Source organism: Streptomyces sp. RB17, assembly GCF_009604455.1.
GTDB lineage: Bacteria > Actinomycetota > Actinomycetes > Streptomycetales > Streptomycetaceae > Streptomyces.
Genome location: NZ_WEGL01000002.1, coordinates 297,853 through 314,147 on the forward strand (window position 1 = coordinate 297,853; position 16,295 = coordinate 314,147).

14 protein-coding genes are annotated in these 16,295 nt (G+C 73.3%); 6 read left to right on the forward strand and 8 right to left on the reverse strand.

Annotated elements, in window-relative coordinates:
- Window positions 1-23 precede the first annotated feature (23 nt).
- Window positions 24-1,406: an NtaA/DmoA family FMN-dependent monooxygenase gene (locus tag SRB17_RS08335; RefSeq protein WP_153536373.1), complete on the forward strand. Its 1,383-nt coding sequence runs from the start codon at window positions 24-26 to the stop codon at window positions 1,404-1,406.
- 111 nt (window positions 1,407-1,517) lie between these two features.
- On the opposite strand, the gene SRB17_RS08340 is transcribed toward SRB17_RS08335, so the two are convergent.
- Window positions 1,518-2,609, reverse strand: a complete 1,092-nt coding sequence (locus SRB17_RS08340) for a M12 family metallopeptidase (RefSeq protein WP_153536375.1) — start codon at window positions 2,607-2,609, stop codon at window positions 1,518-1,520.
- Between the two features lie 94 nt (window positions 2,610-2,703).
- Between SRB17_RS08340 and SRB17_RS08345 the strand changes: the two genes are divergently transcribed.
- A complete protein-coding gene (locus tag SRB17_RS08345; RefSeq protein WP_323375181.1) occupies window positions 2,704-4,416 on the forward strand; it encodes a helix-turn-helix transcriptional regulator in 1,713 nt (570 codons plus the stop codon).
- Window positions 4,417-4,420: 4 nt separating this feature from the next.
- On the opposite strand, the gene SRB17_RS08350 is transcribed toward SRB17_RS08345, so the two are convergent.
- Window positions 4,421-7,024 carry a CHAT domain-containing protein gene (locus tag SRB17_RS08350; RefSeq protein ID WP_323375182.1) on the reverse strand — a complete coding sequence of 868 codons (2,604 nt, stop codon included), beginning with the start codon at window positions 7,022-7,024 and terminating at the stop codon, window positions 4,421-4,423.
- An 85-nt stretch (window positions 7,025-7,109) separates the two neighbouring features.
- Here SRB17_RS08350 and SRB17_RS08355 point away from each other — a divergent pair, with 85 nt between their 5' ends.
- Genes SRB17_RS08355 through SRB17_RS08365 form a run of 3 tightly spaced genes read left to right on the forward strand, consistent with a single transcriptional unit; the run spans window position 7,110 to window position 9,657 of the window.
- Complete coding sequence (locus SRB17_RS08355) at window positions 7,110-8,546, forward strand: S8 family peptidase (RefSeq protein ID WP_153536381.1); 1,437 nt, start codon at window positions 7,110-7,112, stop codon at window positions 8,544-8,546.
- Window positions 8,543-9,181 (forward strand): RNA polymerase sigma factor, encoded by a 639-nt coding sequence (locus SRB17_RS08360; protein ID WP_153536383.1) that lies wholly within the window; start codon window positions 8,543-8,545, stop codon window positions 9,179-9,181. Before SRB17_RS08355 ends, SRB17_RS08360 begins: the two co-directional genes overlap by 4 nt.
- Complete coding sequence (locus tag SRB17_RS08365) at window positions 9,178-9,657, forward strand: hypothetical protein (protein ID WP_323375183.1); 480 nt, start codon at window positions 9,178-9,180, stop codon at window positions 9,655-9,657. Before SRB17_RS08360 ends, SRB17_RS08365 begins: the two co-directional genes overlap by 4 nt.
- 14 nt (window positions 9,658-9,671) lie before the next feature.
- Here the strand turns inward: SRB17_RS08365 and SRB17_RS08370 are convergent, their stop codons facing one another.
- Both SRB17_RS08370 and SRB17_RS08375 read right to left on the reverse strand, forming a co-directional pair.
- Window positions 9,672-10,895 (reverse strand): cytochrome P450, encoded by a 1,224-nt coding sequence (locus tag SRB17_RS08370; protein WP_153538041.1) that lies wholly within the window; start codon window positions 10,893-10,895, stop codon window positions 9,672-9,674.
- Window positions 10,896-11,072: 177 nt separating this feature from the next.
- On the reverse strand, window positions 11,073-11,891 hold the full coding sequence (locus SRB17_RS08375; protein ID WP_323375409.1) for an N-formylglutamate amidohydrolase: 819 nt from the start codon (window positions 11,889-11,891) through the stop codon (window positions 11,073-11,075).
- A gap of 42 nt (window positions 11,892-11,933) precedes the next feature.
- Between SRB17_RS08375 and SRB17_RS08380 the strand changes: the two genes are divergently transcribed.
- Complete coding sequence (locus SRB17_RS08380) at window positions 11,934-12,275, forward strand: DUF5713 family protein (protein WP_153536385.1); 342 nt, start codon at window positions 11,934-11,936, stop codon at window positions 12,273-12,275.
- Between the two features lie 111 nt (window positions 12,276-12,386).
- On the opposite strand, the gene SRB17_RS08385 is transcribed toward SRB17_RS08380, so the two are convergent.
- From SRB17_RS08385 to SRB17_RS08400, 4 genes are all read right to left on the reverse strand, one after another.
- Window positions 12,387-14,606 (reverse strand): NADP-dependent isocitrate dehydrogenase, encoded by a 2,220-nt coding sequence (locus tag SRB17_RS08385; protein WP_323375184.1) that lies wholly within the window; start codon window positions 14,604-14,606, stop codon window positions 12,387-12,389.
- Window positions 14,607-14,753: 147 nt separating this feature from the next.
- The gene (locus SRB17_RS08390) at window positions 14,754-15,158 is read right to left on the reverse strand and encodes a DUF4186 domain-containing protein (RefSeq protein ID WP_153536387.1); all 405 of its coding nucleotides are present in this window, start codon (window positions 15,156-15,158) and stop codon (window positions 14,754-14,756) included.
- A gap of 32 nt (window positions 15,159-15,190) precedes the next feature.
- The gene (locus SRB17_RS08395) at window positions 15,191-15,532 is read right to left on the reverse strand and encodes an SHOCT domain-containing protein (protein ID WP_153536389.1); all 342 of its coding nucleotides are present in this window, start codon (window positions 15,530-15,532) and stop codon (window positions 15,191-15,193) included.
- A 51-nt stretch (window positions 15,533-15,583) separates the two neighbouring features.
- A complete protein-coding gene (locus SRB17_RS08400) occupies window positions 15,584-16,042 on the reverse strand; it encodes a DUF6325 family protein (protein WP_228395925.1) in 459 nt (152 codons plus the stop codon).
- Window positions 16,043-16,295 lie beyond the last annotated feature (253 nt).

A 16,295-nucleotide genomic window follows, 5' to 3' on the forward strand; every position in this document is an offset into this window, starting at 1 on the left:
AGCCGGAGAGGACGACAGCACCCATGAGCAAGCCACTGAAGCAGATCCACCTGGCCGCCCACTTCCCTGGCGTCAACAACACCACCGTGTGGAGCGACCCGGCAGCGGGCAGCCACATCGAGTTCAGTTCCTTCGCGCACTTCGCGCGAACCGCCGAACGCGCCAAGTTCGACTTCCTGTTCCTGGCCGAGGGACTCAGGCTGCGCGAGCAGGGCGGCAAGATCTACGACCTGGACGTCGTCGGCCGCCCCGACACCTTCACCGTGCTGGCCGCGCTGGCCGCCGTCACCGACCGGCTCGGCCTGACCGGCACCATCAACTCCACCTTCAACGAGCCGTACGAGGTGGCCCGCCAGTTCGCCAGCCTCGACCACCTCTCCGGCGGCCGCTCCGCGTGGAACGTGGTCACCTCCTGGGACGCCTTCACCGGCGAGAACTTCCGCCGCGGCGGCTTCCTGCCGCAGGAGGAGCGCTACTCCCGCGCCAAGGAGTTCCTCGCCACCGCGCACGAACTCTTCGACTCCTGGCGCGGCGACGAGATCCTCGCCGACCAGGCGGCAGGCGTCTTCCTGCGCGATGCGAAGGCCGGTTCCTTCGTGCACCAGGGCCGGCACTTCGACATCCACGGTCGGTTCGACGTCCCGCGCTCCCCACAGGGCCGCCCGGTGATCTTCCAGGCCGGCGACTCCGACGAGGGCCGGGAGTTCGCCGCGTCCGACGCGGACGCGATCTTCAGCCGCTACTCCACGCTGCAGGAGGGCCAGGCCTTCTACACGGACGTCAAGTCCCGCCTCGCCAAGTACGGCCGCCGCCCCGACCAGCTCCTCATCCTGCCGGCTGCCACCTTCGTCCTCGGCGACACCGACCAGGAGGCCGCCGAACTCGCCCGCGAAGTGCGCCGGCAACAGGTCAGCGGCGCGACCGCCCTCAAACACCTGGAGTTCGTCTGGAACCGGGACCTGTCGGCGTACGACCCGGAGGGCCCGCTGCCCGACGTCGATCCCGTGGTGAGCGAGGAGCACATCTCCCGGGGCCGCGCCCAGGTCCGGATGTACCGGGACCCGATCGCCATCGCCCGCGAGTGGCGGCAGCTCGCCGAGGCCAACAAGTGGTCCATCCGCGACCTCGTCATCAACACCGGCAACCGCCAGACCTTCGTCGGCTCCCCGGCCACGGTCGCCCGGACCATCAACGACTTCGTGCAGGCGGACGCCTCCGACGGCTTCATCCTGGTCCCGCACATCACGCCCGGCGGCCTCGACCCCTTTGCCGACAAGGTCGTCCCGCTGCTTCAGGAACAGGGCGTGTTCCGCGCCGACTACACGGGCACGACCCTGCGCGACCACCTCGGCCTCGCCCACCCCGACGCCGACGCGCCCGCCTCGGCCGAGCGCGCCGCGTCGTGAACAGGCGTCCACACACAACGCGGTGTGGCCGTGGACGTCACCTCCCCCGTGGGTGACGTCCACGGCCGCTCCCCCCGGCGCCGGACTGTGGCGTGTGTCGTCAGCGTGTGCTCACCAGCACATGACCGCCGTATCCCCCGACCCCCATGTGGAGTACGGACGGACGCGGACGACATACCGGCGGCCCTTGACGAGCCGGACCCGGACGGCGGCGTTGTCCGGCGTGCCGCCGTCGTCGTGGCCCTCGAGGAAGCGCGGCACCCCGTCGCGCTCCTCGAAGACCACGAGCACCGTGTCGGCGTCGCCGAAGGTGCCCACGGTGTAGTCGCGGGTCTCCGGCGGCTCGACCGTGAAGTCGGCCCGCTCGTCCGGTGTCAGACCGAGCGGCGCCGACCGGAACGGCACCAGCGCGGCCGGCCCTCCCGGACCGGCGGGCGGATACCAGCGCAGCACGAACTCCTTGTCGGCCGGGGACGGGCCCCCGGACGGAGCCAGCCCCCCGCGGTACTGCTCCGGCTCCAGCACCAGCCCCGGCCCGAACGGGAAGGTCATCACCGACTGCGGATCCCACACCGAGCCGCTCGCCTCACCGGCGTCCAGCTCGCGCAGGACGTTCGTGTACGTCGTCTCCCGGCTCCAGAAGTTCGGCGGGCCCGCCAGCTCGGCGTACACGGCCTCCTCGTCCCAGTGGAGCCCGGCGTACGGGCTCTGGTGCTCGTGCACCATGCCGAGCGCGTGCCCGATCTCGTGCAGCACCGTTCCGCGCTCCCCGGGCCCGGTCACGTCCCAGCCCAGGTTCATGGTGCGCTCGCCCCGGCCGACCGACAGCGCCTCCCGGCCCACCGCCGACCAGGAACCGCCGCCCGCCTGGAACCCGATCCGCAGCTCCGCCTCGCGCGGGTCACCGACCTCGGCGAACGTGACGCCGATGCCGAGCCCCTGCCACTCGCGGAACGCATCGCGGACCACGTCCCGCTGCTCCGCGCCGCCGGCCCACGGCACGCGGCGCGGCTCACCGGTTCCGGGGACCGGGATCACCGAGGCGTCGGAGCTGTCCGAGCCGTCGTAGAGGTAGTAGTGCAGGACCGTGCCGTCGACCCACATCCGCCGCCCCGCGAGCAGCGCGCACAGCCGCTCGGCGGGCAGCCCCGGTGCGAAGCACGGGGCCGGCTGCCGCGGGAGCGAGCACAGGCGTCGGGTCATGCGGCCAGCCTGCCCGTCCGCGCAGCCGGGCGCCTGAGTCGGGGGCTACTCAAGTCGCCCTGTATCAAACCTGAGTACGCGCGCTCTGCATGATGTGAGGACTTACGAACAGGACGCGAAGACGCTGGAGCTGCCCTGGCCGTTCACCGGCCGGGAGGACGAACTGGAGCTGGTGCGCGGGGCGTCGGCCGGCGGCCGGCCCGGCATCGTGGTGACCGGTCCGGCCGGCCACGGCAAGACCCGGCTGATCACGGAGGCGGTCCGGGGCACGGAGCACACCCTGGTCACCGGCACTCCCCAGGCCCAGGGCCTGCCCTTCGCGGCGTTCGCCCACCTGCTGCCCGACGCCGTCTCGCTGCACCGCGCGGTGCGCATCCTGTCCGGCGTACGGCTCCTCGTCGTGGACGACGCCCAGCTGCTGGACGAGGCCTCCGCCGCCCTCGTCCACCAGCTCGCCGTGCACGGCCGTACCCGGCTCGTCGTGGCCGCGGTGGACGGCGTGCCCGCGCCCGGCGCGGTGTCCCGGCTGTGGACCGGGGAGCTGCTGCCCCGGCTGGCCCTCGCACCGCTGCCGTTCGAGGACGTCGCCCAGCTGCTCGCCGCCGCCGGCCTCGATCCGCTCACCGTGCGCCGTCTGCACCGGATGTGCGGGGGCGATCTGCGTCTGCTGCGCGACCTGGTCGTCGCGTTGGGGACGGCCGGTCGTCTGACCCCCGTCCCCGGCACCGACGAGCGCGCCTGGCGGGGTGCGCTGCCGGTCACCGCGGCCGTACGCGAGCGTCTCGCCCCGGTGCTGGAGCGCTCCGGCCCCGGCGAGCGGGACACGCTGGAGCGGCTGGCGTTCGCCGAGCCGCTGCCCGTGCCGCTGTCGCCGGCCGAGCTCGATGTGGAGGCCCTGGAGCGCCTGGAGACGGACGGTCTGGTCCACGTCGACGACCGGGGCGGCGTCACACTCGCCCATCCCCTGCACGGGGCGGCGCTGCGTGCCACGGCGGGCAGGCTGCGCGCTCGTCGGCTCGCCGGCGCTCCTCGCGACCACGGTCCGGCCCTGGAGGCCGAACGGCGGGCCCTGGTAAGGCGGATCGAGCAGCTGGACGTCCGGCCGCTGCCGACGCCGGTGGGGGAATGGCTGGTCGCTGAGGGCGCCTCGCTGCCCGCCGGGTACGCCGCCGTCCGCGCCCGGTTCGCGCGGCTGCGCGGCGACGTGCGGGACGCCGCCGCCTGGGCGCGGGCGGGGCTGGGAGGCGCACCGGAGGACGCGGACTGCCTTGCCGAACTCCATTGCGTCGAGGGTGACGTGGAGTCGTCGGGCGGTGCGGATGTGTACGCACGCTACACCGCCGTACGCCTCGGTGAACCCGAGCGGGCCACCGGACGGCTGCCTGCAGGCAGTGTGTTCGCACGGCACGCAGAAGCGCTGGCACGGGAGGACGGGGCCGGACTGGACCGGGCCGCCGAGGGCCTGGCGGAGCGTGGGTTCCGGTTGTTCGCGGCCGAGGCGTACGCGCAGGCCGTACGGGTCCACCGGGATCCGCGTGCGGCGCGGATGTCCCGTACCCGGGCGGTCGCGCTCGCGCGGCGGTGCCAGGGGGCGCGGACGCCCGCGCTGGCCGGGCTGGTCCTCGGTGAACTGACCGCTCGGCAGCGGCAGATCGTGACGCTTGCCGCGGCGGGGCTCAGCAATCGGGAGATCGCCGAGCGGCTGACCCTGTCCGTGCGGACGGTGGGCAACCATCTGTACAGCGCCTATACACGGCTCGGCACCGGGGACCGGGGCTCGTTGCCGTGGCTGTGCGAGTCCGCGTAGGGCCCTATGCCGCCCCGAACGCCGCGAAGGCCCAGCCCGTCGCCTGGTGCACCGCGTCGCCCGGCAGGGTGGTGCGGGCGTCCCGCAGCGCCTCCGCCAACGACAGTCCCGCGTCCAGACCCTTGTGCAGGGCCAGCATCAGGGGAACCACGGCCGCGTCGTTGACCGGTGCGCTGCTCGCCACCACCCCGGCCGTGCCGAGCGGCAGCAGCGCGGTGACCAGGCCGAGGAGTTCGTCGGCGCCGACGGAGGCGAGGCGCGCGGTGTCGCAGCTGGAGAGGATGATCCGGTACGGACTGCGGGTGAGCCGGTCGAAGTCGTGCACGATGAGCGGGCCGTCGGCCATGCGCAGGGCGGAGAACAGCGGGCTGTCGGCGCGGAACGTGCCGTGGGCCGCGAGGTGCGCGAGCGCCGCGCCGTCGAGGTGGTCCAGGACGCGCGGTACCTGGGCGTCGTCGCCCTCCAGGACCGTGGCCCTGCCGTAGCGGGCGGCCAGTTCCGGTACTTCGGCGCCGCCGGTCGCGAGGCCGGGCCCGCGCACCAGCACATGCCGGCCGTCCGGCGGCGGCGCGGTCTCGCGGGCGCGCAGCCAGCTGCCCGCCGACGGGGACACGCTGAGCATCCGGTCCCGCAGCGCGGGCAGCAGGGCCCAGGGCACCCGGTGCAGCGCACCCGGCGGCACGATCACCACAGGCCCGGAGCCCAGCTGGGCCGCGGCGCCGCCCAGCAGCAGTTCCTGCAGGCGCAGGCCCGCGGCCTCCACCAGCGGCAGCCGGGCCTCGGCGCCGGGGTGGGCGAGGCGCCGCAGCCCGGCCTGGACGTGCTCGGCCTCCGCCACCGCTTCCGCCAACGGGCCGCCGGTGAACCGCCGTACCCGGCCCTGCCCGCACAGCAGGATGTGCACCCGGCCGTCGACCACGGCCAGTTCGACCAGGCGTGCCTCGCCGAGCCGGTCCAGCAGCCGGGCGGTGTCGAAGCGGTCGCCCTCGTGCGGGGCGGAGCCCCGTATGTGGTGGGTGCGGGAGCGGATCTCCCGTTCCAGGCGCCGCTGTTCGCGCTCCAGCGCGGGCACCGGACGGCCCTCCATGCGGGCCTCCTCGGCGCGGGCCGCTATCTCCCGGTAGGCGGTCAGACCGCTCAGCAGCGCCGGGTCGGCGGGCGGCCGGGTGGGCGGCGCGGACAGCACGGTGGCCCGCCAGCGCTCGCTCCACTGAAGCAGCCGGCGCGGTGTGCCGTGGGTGAGGCTCACCTCCTGGGCCAGCGCGGCCAGTTCGGCGCCCTGGGCGGTGGCGTGGGCGCGCAGCTCCGAGGCGCCGAGCGTCATCCGGTGGTCGTCCAGCACGTCCAGGCCGCGCCGGCAGGCCTCCAGCACACCCCGCCGGGACCCCGCCGCGCGGGCCCGCAGCGCCTGTGCCGCCCAGCCCGTCACCCGGGCCGGCGGCGGACCGCCGTACCGGCTGCGCGCGGCCACCGCCAAGTGCCGTTCGGCGTCGGCCGTCCAGCCCAGCGCGAGCGCGATCCGGCCCGCGAGCAGCGAGGCCTCCGGCGCGGCCGGCGAGCCGAAGGAGGCCAGCTTCCCGGCGACCGCCGCCGCGTCCGCGACCAGCCGCCCCGAGCGGCGCCCGGCCGCCACCCGCGCCTCGATCAGCACCAGCCGGGCGTGCTGCTCCCACCACATCCGCCGCTGTGCCGCGAACAGCCGTACGGCGACGGCGGCGCGAGCCACCGCGGTGTGCGCGTCCCCGGCCGAACGGGCCGCCCGCGCGGCGGCCAGCAGCAGTTCGGCCTTGCGGGTGGACTGCCCGCCGATGCGGTCCAGCAGCGCGATCGTCGCGTCCGCCTCGGCCAGCGCCTCCGGGGCGAGACCGGCCGCCATCAGCACCTCGCAACGGCGCAGCGACAGCATGTAGGTGGGCGTGCCGAGCTTCGCGTACCGCTCCTCGGCCTCGTCCAGCAGCCGCAGCGCCGCCGGGATGTCCCCGGACCGGAACGCGGCAAGGCCCCGGCTCTCCACCGCGTCCGCCTTGTCGTGCTCCTGGCCGGTGGTGTCCCACAGCCGCTCCGCCGCCGTGAAGTCCGCGACCGCCCGGTCCACCGCCCCGAGCGCCAGATGCACGGTCGCCCGCAGGGTCAGCGCCCGCGCGGTCCAGATGTCGTCGCCGAGTTGCCGAAGCACCGGCAGCGCCCGCCGTACGTCCTCCAGCGCCTCCCGGTGATGCCCCAGCACCCACCACACGTACGCCCGCCGGTACAGCACCCGGGCCCGGGTGTGACCGTTGCCCCGGGCGACCCCGCGCTCGAAGGAGGTGAGCCCCTGTCGCGTGCGCCCCGCGTGCACCAGTGCGACCCCGAGCGTCGCGAGCACATCCGCCTCGCGGTCGGCCGACTCGGCGCGCGCGGCCAGGTCCCGGGCCCGGCGAAGATGCGTCAGCGCGATCCGCAGATCCCCGAAGTCCCGCTGCCAGATGCCGAGCACCTGATGGGCCACGCTGGCGTGCAGCGGCGGCGGAGAGGCCCCCAGCACCTGTTCCGCGCGCGCCCGGGCCTCGCCCGGGTCGGCGAACACCAGGGGCAGCAGTTCGAGAACCGACTCGCTTCCCGCCGTCACGTCTCGCATGGTAGTGGCCACCTGTATCAGACGGTGGCCCCGAGACTCTCACTGTCGAACACCGTCATCAGGGGGAGGACAGGTCATGGCACCACAGCGGTTCCACGAGCAGTTCGAGCACATCCAGCGCTCCATGCCGGACGTGTCCCTGGCCATGGGGCCGGACGACGGCGCCGCCCACTTCCTCTACGAGAAGGGCGTCGTCCTGGCCCGGGACGGCGAGGAGGCCCGGGTCGTCGAGGACGCCGTGCGCGCCCACTTCACCACGACCGACGGCCTGGACCCCGATCACGTCCGGCGGGACGGTCCGGAGACCAACCGCACCGGCGTCACCCGCATCCGCACCGGCGACCCGAGCGCCGGCGAGGACACCGTCCCGCACGCGCTGGGCGCCCTGCGGGAGGCCGAGGACCGCCGGGGCAGCCGGCTGGTGAGCCGTAACCACGTGGTGCACATCGCGGTCAACGCCTGCCCCGGCGACGAGCCGGTGCCGGTCGCCCGCACCCAGCCGGCCAACCCGGCCGCCGCCGAGGGCGGTCACGACGCGGACAGCGCCGTCGGCGTCCTCGTGATCGACACCGGTCTGGTGCACGACCACGGGTCCTACCCGCTGCTCGCCCACACCACGGGCGACCTCCAGGCGGCCGAGACAGACGCCGACGGGGTGCTCCGTCAGTACGTCGGCCACGGCACGTTCATCGCGGGGATCCTCGCGGCCGTCGCCCCCGACACCGACATCACCGTCCGCGGCACCCTGAACGACGCCGGGGCGATCCTGGAGTCCGAGTTCGGCGCCCGGCTCTTCGAGGCGGTCGACCAGGGCGGCTGGCCCGACATCATCAGCCTCTCCGCCGGCACCCCCACCGAGAGCGGCGAGGGCCTGCTCGGCCTGGACGCGTTCCTGCGCGAACTGCGCGAGCAGCGCACCCTGTTGATCGCCGCCGCCGGCAACAACGCCAGTGACACGCCGTTCTGGCCCGCCGCCTACGCCGCCCTGCCCGAGTACGCGGACAGCGTGCTGTCGGTCGGCGCGCTGCGCGCGGACGGCGACGGCGAGGCCTGCTTCAGCAACCACGGCCCCTGGGTACGGGTCTTCGCCCCCGGCGAGCGCCTCACCAGCGCCCTCACCGGCTTCGACACGCCGGTGCCGTACATCTACCAGCACTCCACCTACGACGCCTGCCGGTTCGGCTTCGAGTATCCGTGCACCTGTCAGTACCCGCGCCACACCGGCGTGCTGAGCGAGGGCCGGGAGAGCACCGGGGCCAAGCCGGACCAGGTGATGTTCGACGGCCTCGCACAGTGGAGCGGCACCTCCTTCGCCACCCCGGTCGCCGCCGGTCTCGTCGCCGCGCTCATGGCGGCGCAGGGGGAGCGCGACCCGCGCACCGCCCTCGCCCGGCTGCTCGCGGCCACCACCGACACCGCCGAGGTGCGCGGGGCGCACGTTCTGGCGCTCCGGCCGGCCACCTGGCGCCCGGTCCCCGTCGTGGCCCCGGCCGCCCCGGCCGTGTCCGCATGAGGTCCGGAACACTCCGCTCCACGGCGTACGATGACGTGCCGTACACGAGGGGTGGAGCCGTGGACCGAACAGAGGTCGGCGCGCTCGTCCGGTCCGCCGTCGACGGGGACGCAGCGGCCTGGAAAGCGCTGGTGGAAGGGATGAGCCCGCTGGTGTGGTCGGTCGTGCGCGCACACCGGCTCTCCGAGGCCGACGGGCACGAGGTCTACCAGACCGTGTGGTTCCGCTTCGCCCAGCACCTGGGCCGCATCCGCGAACCCGACAAGGCGGGATCCTGGCTGGCCAGTACGGCCCGCCACGAGTGCCTGAAAGTGCTCAAGAGCCTGACCCGGCTGACCCTGACGGACGATCCTCGGGTGCTGGACCGGGCCAGCGACGAGCGGACCCCGGAGGAGTCGCTGATCGACTCGGAGGACGAGGCGGACCGGGCCGAGCGGGTGCGCCGCCTGTGGCAGGAGCTGGACGGACTGGGGGAGCGCTGCCGGCAGCTGCTGCGCGTGCTGGTGACCTCCCCGCCGCCCAGCTACGGTGAGATCTCGGCCGCGCTCGGTATCGCGGTCGGCAGCATCGGACCGCTGCGCCAGCGCTGTCTGCGCCGGCTGCGGGCCCGGATGGACGCACGGGGTGCGGTGTGAACGAGGACCATGAGCTTCCGGAACCGGCCTCGGCGGACGAGGAGTTGGCGGACGCGCTGCTGGAGGAGGAGCTGCGTCAGGCGGCCGCGGTCCTCGACCCGGTCCCGGACGCCCTGCGCCAACTGGCGCTCGACGCCTACGCGTTGCACGACCTGGACGCGAGGATCGCCGAGCTGACCTTCGACTCGCTGGTGGACGCGCTGCCGGTCAGGGGCGTGCCGGACGCCCCGCGGATGCTGACGTTCAGCGCGGGCGAGGTCACCGTCGACGTCGAGGTCACCGAGGACGGGCTGATCGGCCAGGTGCTGCCGCCGCAGTCCGCGCGCATCGAGGTGCTCGGCGGCCCGCGGACCGCCCGCCCGGTCACGGTCGACACCCTGGGCCGCTTCACCAGCGACACACCACCGGCCGGCCCGTTCGCCCTCAGGCTGCGGACCGGCGCGGAGGTGATCGTCACGGAGTGGCTGCGGGCCTGACCCTGCTCAGGACGTCATACGGACCAGGTCACGGGCAGCGTCCGCGGCCCGCGGATCATCGTCCGGTGCCGCCACCGCACCTCCTCGGCCGGCACCGCGAGCCGCAGCCCGGGCAGCCGGTCCAGCAGGGTGTCGACGAGCAGCTCGGTCTGCAGCCGGGCCAGCAGCGTGCCGGTGCAGAAGTGCGGGCCGTTGCCGAACGCCACGTGCGGGTTCGGATCGCGGTCGGGGTCGATGCGGTCCGGGTCCGGGAAGACGGCCGGGTCGCGGTTGGCGGCGAGGTAGGAGACGTACACCGGCTCGCCCGCGGTGATCCGGTGGCCGGCGATCTCCACGTCCTCCAGCGCGATCCGGGCGAGCCCGACCGAGCTGCGGTGCGGGATCCAGCGGAACAGCTCGTCCAGCACGGGGCCGCGCGCGTCGGGCCTGGCCCGCATCCGCTCGATCAACTCCGGCCGGGTCAGCATCAGATACAGCATCTGCCCGCAGTTGTGCGTGACGGCCTCGCCGCCGATCTGCAGCGGGCCGGCCAGTCCGACGGCCTCCTCCTCGCTGATCTCCCCGCGCGCCACGGCTGCGCCCAGCATCGAGTAGACGTCCTCGCCGGGGCTGTGGGCGCGGGCCCGGACGGTCGTGGTGATCCAGCCGTACAGGCCCTCCTTGGCGCGGCCGGCCGCCTCGGCCCCGTTGGTGGAGATGATCTCCCGGGTCCAGGCGTGCACCTGCGCCCGGTCGGCGGCGGGCACGCCCATCACCTCGCTGACGACGGTGAGCGGGAACGGCTCCAGCACCCGCTCGATCAGATCGGCCGGCGGTCCGTCCCGTACGACACCGCCCACCAGCTCGTCCAGGATCGCCTGCGCGCGGGGCCGCAGCCGCTTCATGGCGCTCACCGTGAAGGCGCCGGCGACCGGCTTGCGCAGCCGGTTGTGGTCGGGCTGGTCGGCCCAGGCGAGCGAGCCCGGGCGGGGCGCGAAGTTCGGCGCCATCCGGGTCACCTGACGGCCGGTCACCTCGGCGCGGCTGAACCGCGGGTCGTTGGTGATCAGCTTCACGTCGTCGTGGCGGGTCGCCAGCCACGCCCAGCCCTCGCCGAACGGCAACCGGATCCGGGTCAGCGGACCCTCGCGCATCAGGCCGTCGAGGACCGGGTCGAAGTCCGTTCCGTCCAGGTCGGGTGTGGGCCAGTCCCGTACGGGCGGCGGGGCGTGGCCGGTGAGCGTGGTCTCCTCGGTCATGCGCACCACATTGGTACGCATGCGGGGCGTTGTCCTGCGGGAGTGCGCCAGGTGGGGGGCGGCGCGCTACACGGGGTGCCACCTTGTGCCGTCGGGCGACCGCGGGTCGCCGTGGTTGATCGCGCCCGCGCGGCGCAGCCGCATGTCGAGCACGGCCCCGCGCCCCTTCGGGGCGCTTCAGGCCGCGTTGATGACATCGGCCAGCGCGTTCGCCGGCCGTTCCAGCCCCGGCCCGGCCGCGCCGGCCGGCTCGACCATATAGGTGTCCCGGCGGATCTCCACCATCAGGGCGGTGACCCGGGTGTCGCGGCCGTAGAACTCCAGCGGCACGTACGTTCCGGCGAACGGGCTGTCCAGTCCCGTCTCCCCGACGGCCGCGAACGCCTTACGGGCCGCTTCCATGAGCCCCTCCGGGGTGTGGAAGGCATCCGTCCCCAGGCACACCGGCGGACGCGGCCCGGTGCCGTGCAGCTCGTAGGGCAGCGGCTCGGTCGGATAGGAGTGCACGTCGATCACGACGGCCCGGCCGGTGGCCGCCAGCCGGTCCGCCACCGCCTCGGTCATGGCGCGCGCGTACGGCCGGAAGTACCGCGCCAGCAGCGGCTCCGGATCGGTGTCAGCGGGCCGTAGCTCGGCCCGGTGCGTGGTCCGCGTGTACACGGCGCCCATGCCGACGGCCGCCATCTCCTCCCGCTCGTCGGGGAACCGCTCCGGGTCCACGACCAGCCGGGACAGCCGGTTCACGAACCGCCACGGCGTGACGTCGGCCAGGGCGGCGGCCTGCTCGGCGAGTTCGGCGGTGTGCGCGTCCGTGATGTGGTCCAGTTCCCGTTCCAGCGCGGCGTCGTCCAGCACGATCCCGCCGCGCACGTCCTCGGGGATCGCCCGCGCGGAGTGCGGCACGTGCAGCAGCACGGGCGAGTCGGGGGCACCGGGCAGGAGTTCGTAGGAGGACACGGGCGGCTCCGGGGCGTTGTCAGTGGTCTGGTGCAGGATCAAGGTGTCACATCGAGGCCGAGCGAGGGGCGGGGCCGGAGCATGCCGATCAGCAATCCCCGGGTGGCGGGGCACGCTTTCCTGGACGGGCTGTACCGGGACGGGTATTTCCCGGACCACGTCGTGGACAAGGGCCGGGAGATCCTGCTCGCCCTGTGCGCGCGGATCGAGGCCGAGCGGCCCGCCGACCTGGTCGCCCTGTACCGGCTGACGCAGGCCGCCACCGAGGAGTTCAACGCACTGGAGGCGGAGTTCGAGGCGGCCGGCAGCGAGATCGAGACGGTGGCCCGCGAGGAGATAGGCGGCGACTTCTGGTTCGTCGCGCGGGCCTACGGCTTCGAGGACGCCGACGCGGAGGAGTTGATCGCCACCCGGGAGTGGTGACCTTCGGTCCGCTCTCCCGGACGGGGGCGGTACCCGGACATGCCTCCGCCCCGGCGGACGTACCGGCCGGGGCGGAGGACACTCAGGTCAGCGGCTCGGGCGCCGCAGGCATCAGCTCAGGGACGCCAGCGTCTCGTTCCAGGTGGCCGACGGGCGCATGACCGCGTCCGCCTTGGCCTGGTCGACCTTGTAGTAGCCGCCGATGTCGGCCGGCTTGCCCTGGACGGCGATCAGCTCGTCCACGATCTTCTGCTCGTTCGCGGCGAGGGTGTCGGCGAGCGGCGCGAAGGCCTTCGCCAGGTCGGCGTCCTCGGTCTGCCGGGCCAGCTCCTGCGCCCAGTACAGGGACAGGTAGAAGTGGCTGCCGCGGTTGTCGATGCCGCCGACGCGACGGGTCGGGGACTTGTCCTCGTTGAGGAAGGTCGCCGTGGCGCGGTCGAGGGTGTCGGCGAGGACCTTGGCGCGGGTGTTGCCGGTGGCCGCCGCGTACTGCTCGAAGGCGGGCACGAGCGCGAAGAACTCACCGAGGGAGTCCCAGCGCAGGTAGTTCTCCTTGACCAGCTGCTGGACGTGCTTCGGCGCGGAGCCGCCGGCGCCCGTCTCGAACAGACCGCCGCCCGCCATCAGCGGGACGACCGACAGCATCTTGGCGCTGGTGCCCAGCTCCAGGATGGGGAAGAGGTCGGTCAGGTAGTCACGCAGCACGTTGCCGGTCACCGAGATGGTGTTCTCGCCGCGGCGGATGCGCTCCACCGACAGCTTGGTGGCCTCGACCGGGGAGAGGATCTTGATGTCCAGTCCCTCGGTGTCGTGCTCGGGCAGGTACTGCTGAACCTTGGCGATCAGCTGCGCGTCGTGGGCGCGGTTCTCGTCCAGCCAGAACACCGCCGGGTCGCCGGTGGCGCGGGCGCGGGTGACGGCCAGCTTGACCCAGTCGCGGATCGAGTCGTCCTTGGTCTGGCAGGCGCGGAAGATGTCGCCGGCCGCGACGGGCTGCTCGATGAGCACGTTGCCGGCCTGGTCGACCACACGGACCGTGCCGGCGGCCGGGACCTCGAAGGTCTTGTCGTGCGAGCCGTACTCCTCGGCCTTCTGCGCCATCAGTCCCACGTTCGGGACCGATCCCATGGTGGACGGGTCGTAGGCGCCATTGGCCCGGCAGTCCTCGATGACGGCCTGGTAGACACCGGCGTAGGAGGAGTCCGGGATGACCGCGAGGGTGTCGGCCTCCTGGCCGTCCGGGCCCCACATGTGGCCGGAGGTGCGGATCATGGCCGGCATGGAGGCGTCCACGATGACGTCCGACGGCACGTGCAGGTTGGTGATGCCCTTGTCGGAGTCGACCATGGCGAGGGCCGGGCCCTCGGCGATCTCGGCGTCGAAGGAGGCCTTGATCTCGGCGCCCTCGGGCAGGTTGTCCAGGCCCTTCAGGATGCCGCCGAGGCCGTCGTTCGGGGTGAGGCCGGCCGCCTTCAGGGTCTCGCCGTACTTCGCGAAGGTCTTCGGGAAGAAGGCGCGCACCACATGACCGAAGATGATCGGGTCGGAGACCTTCATCATGGTGGCCTTCAGGTGCACGGAGAACAGGACGCCCTCCTGCTTGGCGCGGGCGACCTGCGCGGCGAGGAACTGCTCCAGCTCGGCGACGTGCATGACGGACGCGTCGACGACCTCGTCCTTCAGGACCGGTACGGACTCGCGCAGCACGGTGGTGGTGCCGTCCGCGCCCAGCAGCTCGATGCGGAGCGCGCCGTCCTCGGCGATGACCGTGGACTTCTCGGTGGAGGCGAAGTCGTTCTCGCCCATGGTCGCCACGTTCGTCCTGGACTCGGGGGTCCAGGCGCCCATGCGGTGCGGGTGGGTCTTGGCGTAGTTCTTCACCGAGGCCGGGGCACGGCGGTCGGAGTTGCCCTCACGCAGCACCGGGTTGACGGCGGAGCCCTTGACCTTGTCGTAGCGGGCGCGGATCTCGCGCTCCTCGTCGGTCTTCGGGTCGTCCGGGTAGTCCGGCAGCGCGTAGCCCTTGCCCTGCAGCTCGGCGACGGCGGCGCGCAGCTGCGGGATGGACGCCGAGATGTTCGGCAGCTTGACGATGTTGGCCGCGGGGGTCTTGGCCAGGTCACCCAGCTCGGCCAGCGCGTCCGGGATGCGCTGGTCCTCGTTCAGGTACTCCGGGAAGTGGGCGATGATGCGCCCGGCCAGCGAGATGTCCCGGGTCGTCACGGGCACACCGGCCTGCGAGGCGTACGCCTGGATCACCGGCAGGAACGAATGCGTCGCCAGGGCCGGGGCCTCGTCTGTGTAGGTGTAGATGATGGTCGAGTCAGTCACCGGGTGCTCCGCTCCACGTCTGCAACATTGCTCGACATCAAGATATCTCGTGACCGGTGTCCGCTCGACAGGGGTCCCGGCCGTCCCGCCCGGAAAACGTGCCGCATCGGCGCAACGCGACCCCGCCCCGATCTCGGCTGACGCTGCTCAGCGCCGGCGAGCGGGACCGGCCGTGGTCCCGCCCGTCATCTCCCGTTCGATCCACCGGCAGATCACATCGACCACGTACACATGTTCGGCACGGGTCAGCTCCCGCCCCTCGGGAATCCCGTGCCAGCGCTCCAGGCAGCCCCGGCAGCAGGTGGCCGTCGCGTGCTGGGCGACGAAGACCGGGTGACCGCGGTACGGCGTCTGCCTGCCGTCCTTGTACGGCTCGGCCGGCGCGAGCCGCTTGGCGACCAGGTCGTAGGCATGCCACCGGATCGTCGCCGGGCCCTTCAGTTCCGCGGTCGCCCGGTCCCGGCCGCGCAGCCGGAACCCGGCCCGGAACGGCTGGCGTGCGATCGCGTCCAGCGTCCGGTCCAGGGGACGCGGGTCGGGCGAGGTGGTCATGCTGTGCCGAGCGTACGTCGTGTCGACGCCGCTCAGCCCAGGAGCAGGCGCTTCTGGTTCGCGAACTCCTCGTCCGTCAGGACTCCCTGGGCCTTCAGGTCCGCCAGCTGCTTGAGCTGGATGATCTTCTCGGTCATCTCGTCGGGAGCCGCGGGCGGCGGTACGGCGGGAGGGGCCGGCGCCGCCTGCTGCGGCTGGGAGTACTGGGGCTGCTCGTACTGCGGCTGTGCGTACGGCTGCTCGTACTGTTGCTGCCGTTCGTAGTCCTGTTGCGCCCACCGGCCGGCCTGCCGCCGTGAGACGCGGTTGGACACGGCGGTGGCGGTACCGGCGACGACGGCCGTGCGTGCGACACCGCGAAGCAGTCCGGGCATGTTCGGTCATCTCCCATGGGTCGGGTGCGGCGCGGTACGGGATACTCCGGTTCAGGCGGCCGCGGAGCCGCCGGGCGGCACCGTCTCCTCCGTGGCGTCCAACGCCGCCACCAGAGCCTGCACCGGGATACGGCCGCCGGCGACGAACTGCGCTCCGCTGCGCCTGAGCGCGGCGGCCAGGGGAGCCGCCCACAGGTTCTCGTAGACCAGCACCGCCGCCGAGCTGCCCGGCTCCAGCGCGTTGGCCGCCTCGTCGAGGTCGCTCTGATCGAGCACCCGGGCCGAGGCTCCCTCGAAGACGGAGAGTTCGGTCTCGTCGCCGAGGTCCTGCAGCTCGAGTGCGACGACCGAGCCGTCCGTCTCCTTGCGCACGAAGGCGAGGTCGATGATCCGGACGATCCCGCGGTCGACGAGATCGACCAGCAACGGGAACGCCTCTCCCGTCATACGGTTGCCGGGGAACTCGATGACCAGGTAGTCGACGGGCCCCATCTCTTCGACGTTGTCCATGACTTCTCCTCATGAGGCGCTGGGGAGCCGGTACCGCTGGCCCGTCCGTCGCCCCCGGCAGCGGTTTGCGGCCGACGCTCGCCTCCCCCCGTTGCCCATCCAGTCCACCACGGGGGGCGAGGGCCCGCATATTCGGCGGGCGGCGGGCGGCGGCACACCGGAGGCCCTCCGGAGTGCCGCCGGGGGCTCGGCCCCCCACGCTGGTCCCAGAGAAAGGAGCGAAGGGAGCGAAAGGAGCGATGCCATGCCGACC

Coding starts and splice junctions, on each gene's coding strand:
- SRB17_RS08335 (WP_153536373.1), top strand. CDS start 24: ATGAGCAAGCCACTGAAGCAGATCCACCTGGCCGCCCACTTCCCTGGC.
- SRB17_RS08340 (WP_153536375.1), bottom strand. CDS start 2,609: ATGACCCGACGCCTGTGCTCGCTCCCGCGGCAGCCGGCCCCGTGCTTC.
- SRB17_RS08355 (WP_153536381.1), top strand. CDS start 7,110: ATGGCACCACAGCGGTTCCACGAGCAGTTCGAGCACATCCAGCGCTCC.
- SRB17_RS08360 (WP_153536383.1), top strand. CDS start 8,543: ATGAGGTCCGGAACACTCCGCTCCACGGCGTACGATGACGTGCCGTAC.
- SRB17_RS08370 (WP_153538041.1), bottom strand. CDS start 10,895: ATGACCGAGGAGACCACGCTCACCGGCCACGCCCCGCCGCCCGTACGG.
- SRB17_RS08380 (WP_153536385.1), top strand. CDS start 11,934: ATGCCGATCAGCAATCCCCGGGTGGCGGGGCACGCTTTCCTGGACGGG.
- SRB17_RS08390 (WP_153536387.1), bottom strand. CDS start 15,158: ATGACCACCTCGCCCGACCCGCGTCCCCTGGACCGGACGCTGGACGCG.
- SRB17_RS08395 (WP_153536389.1), bottom strand. CDS start 15,532: ATGCCCGGACTGCTTCGCGGTGTCGCACGCACGGCCGTCGTCGCCGGT.
- SRB17_RS08400 (WP_228395925.1), bottom strand. CDS start 16,042: ATGGACAACGTCGAAGAGATGGGGCCCGTCGACTACCTGGTCATCGAG.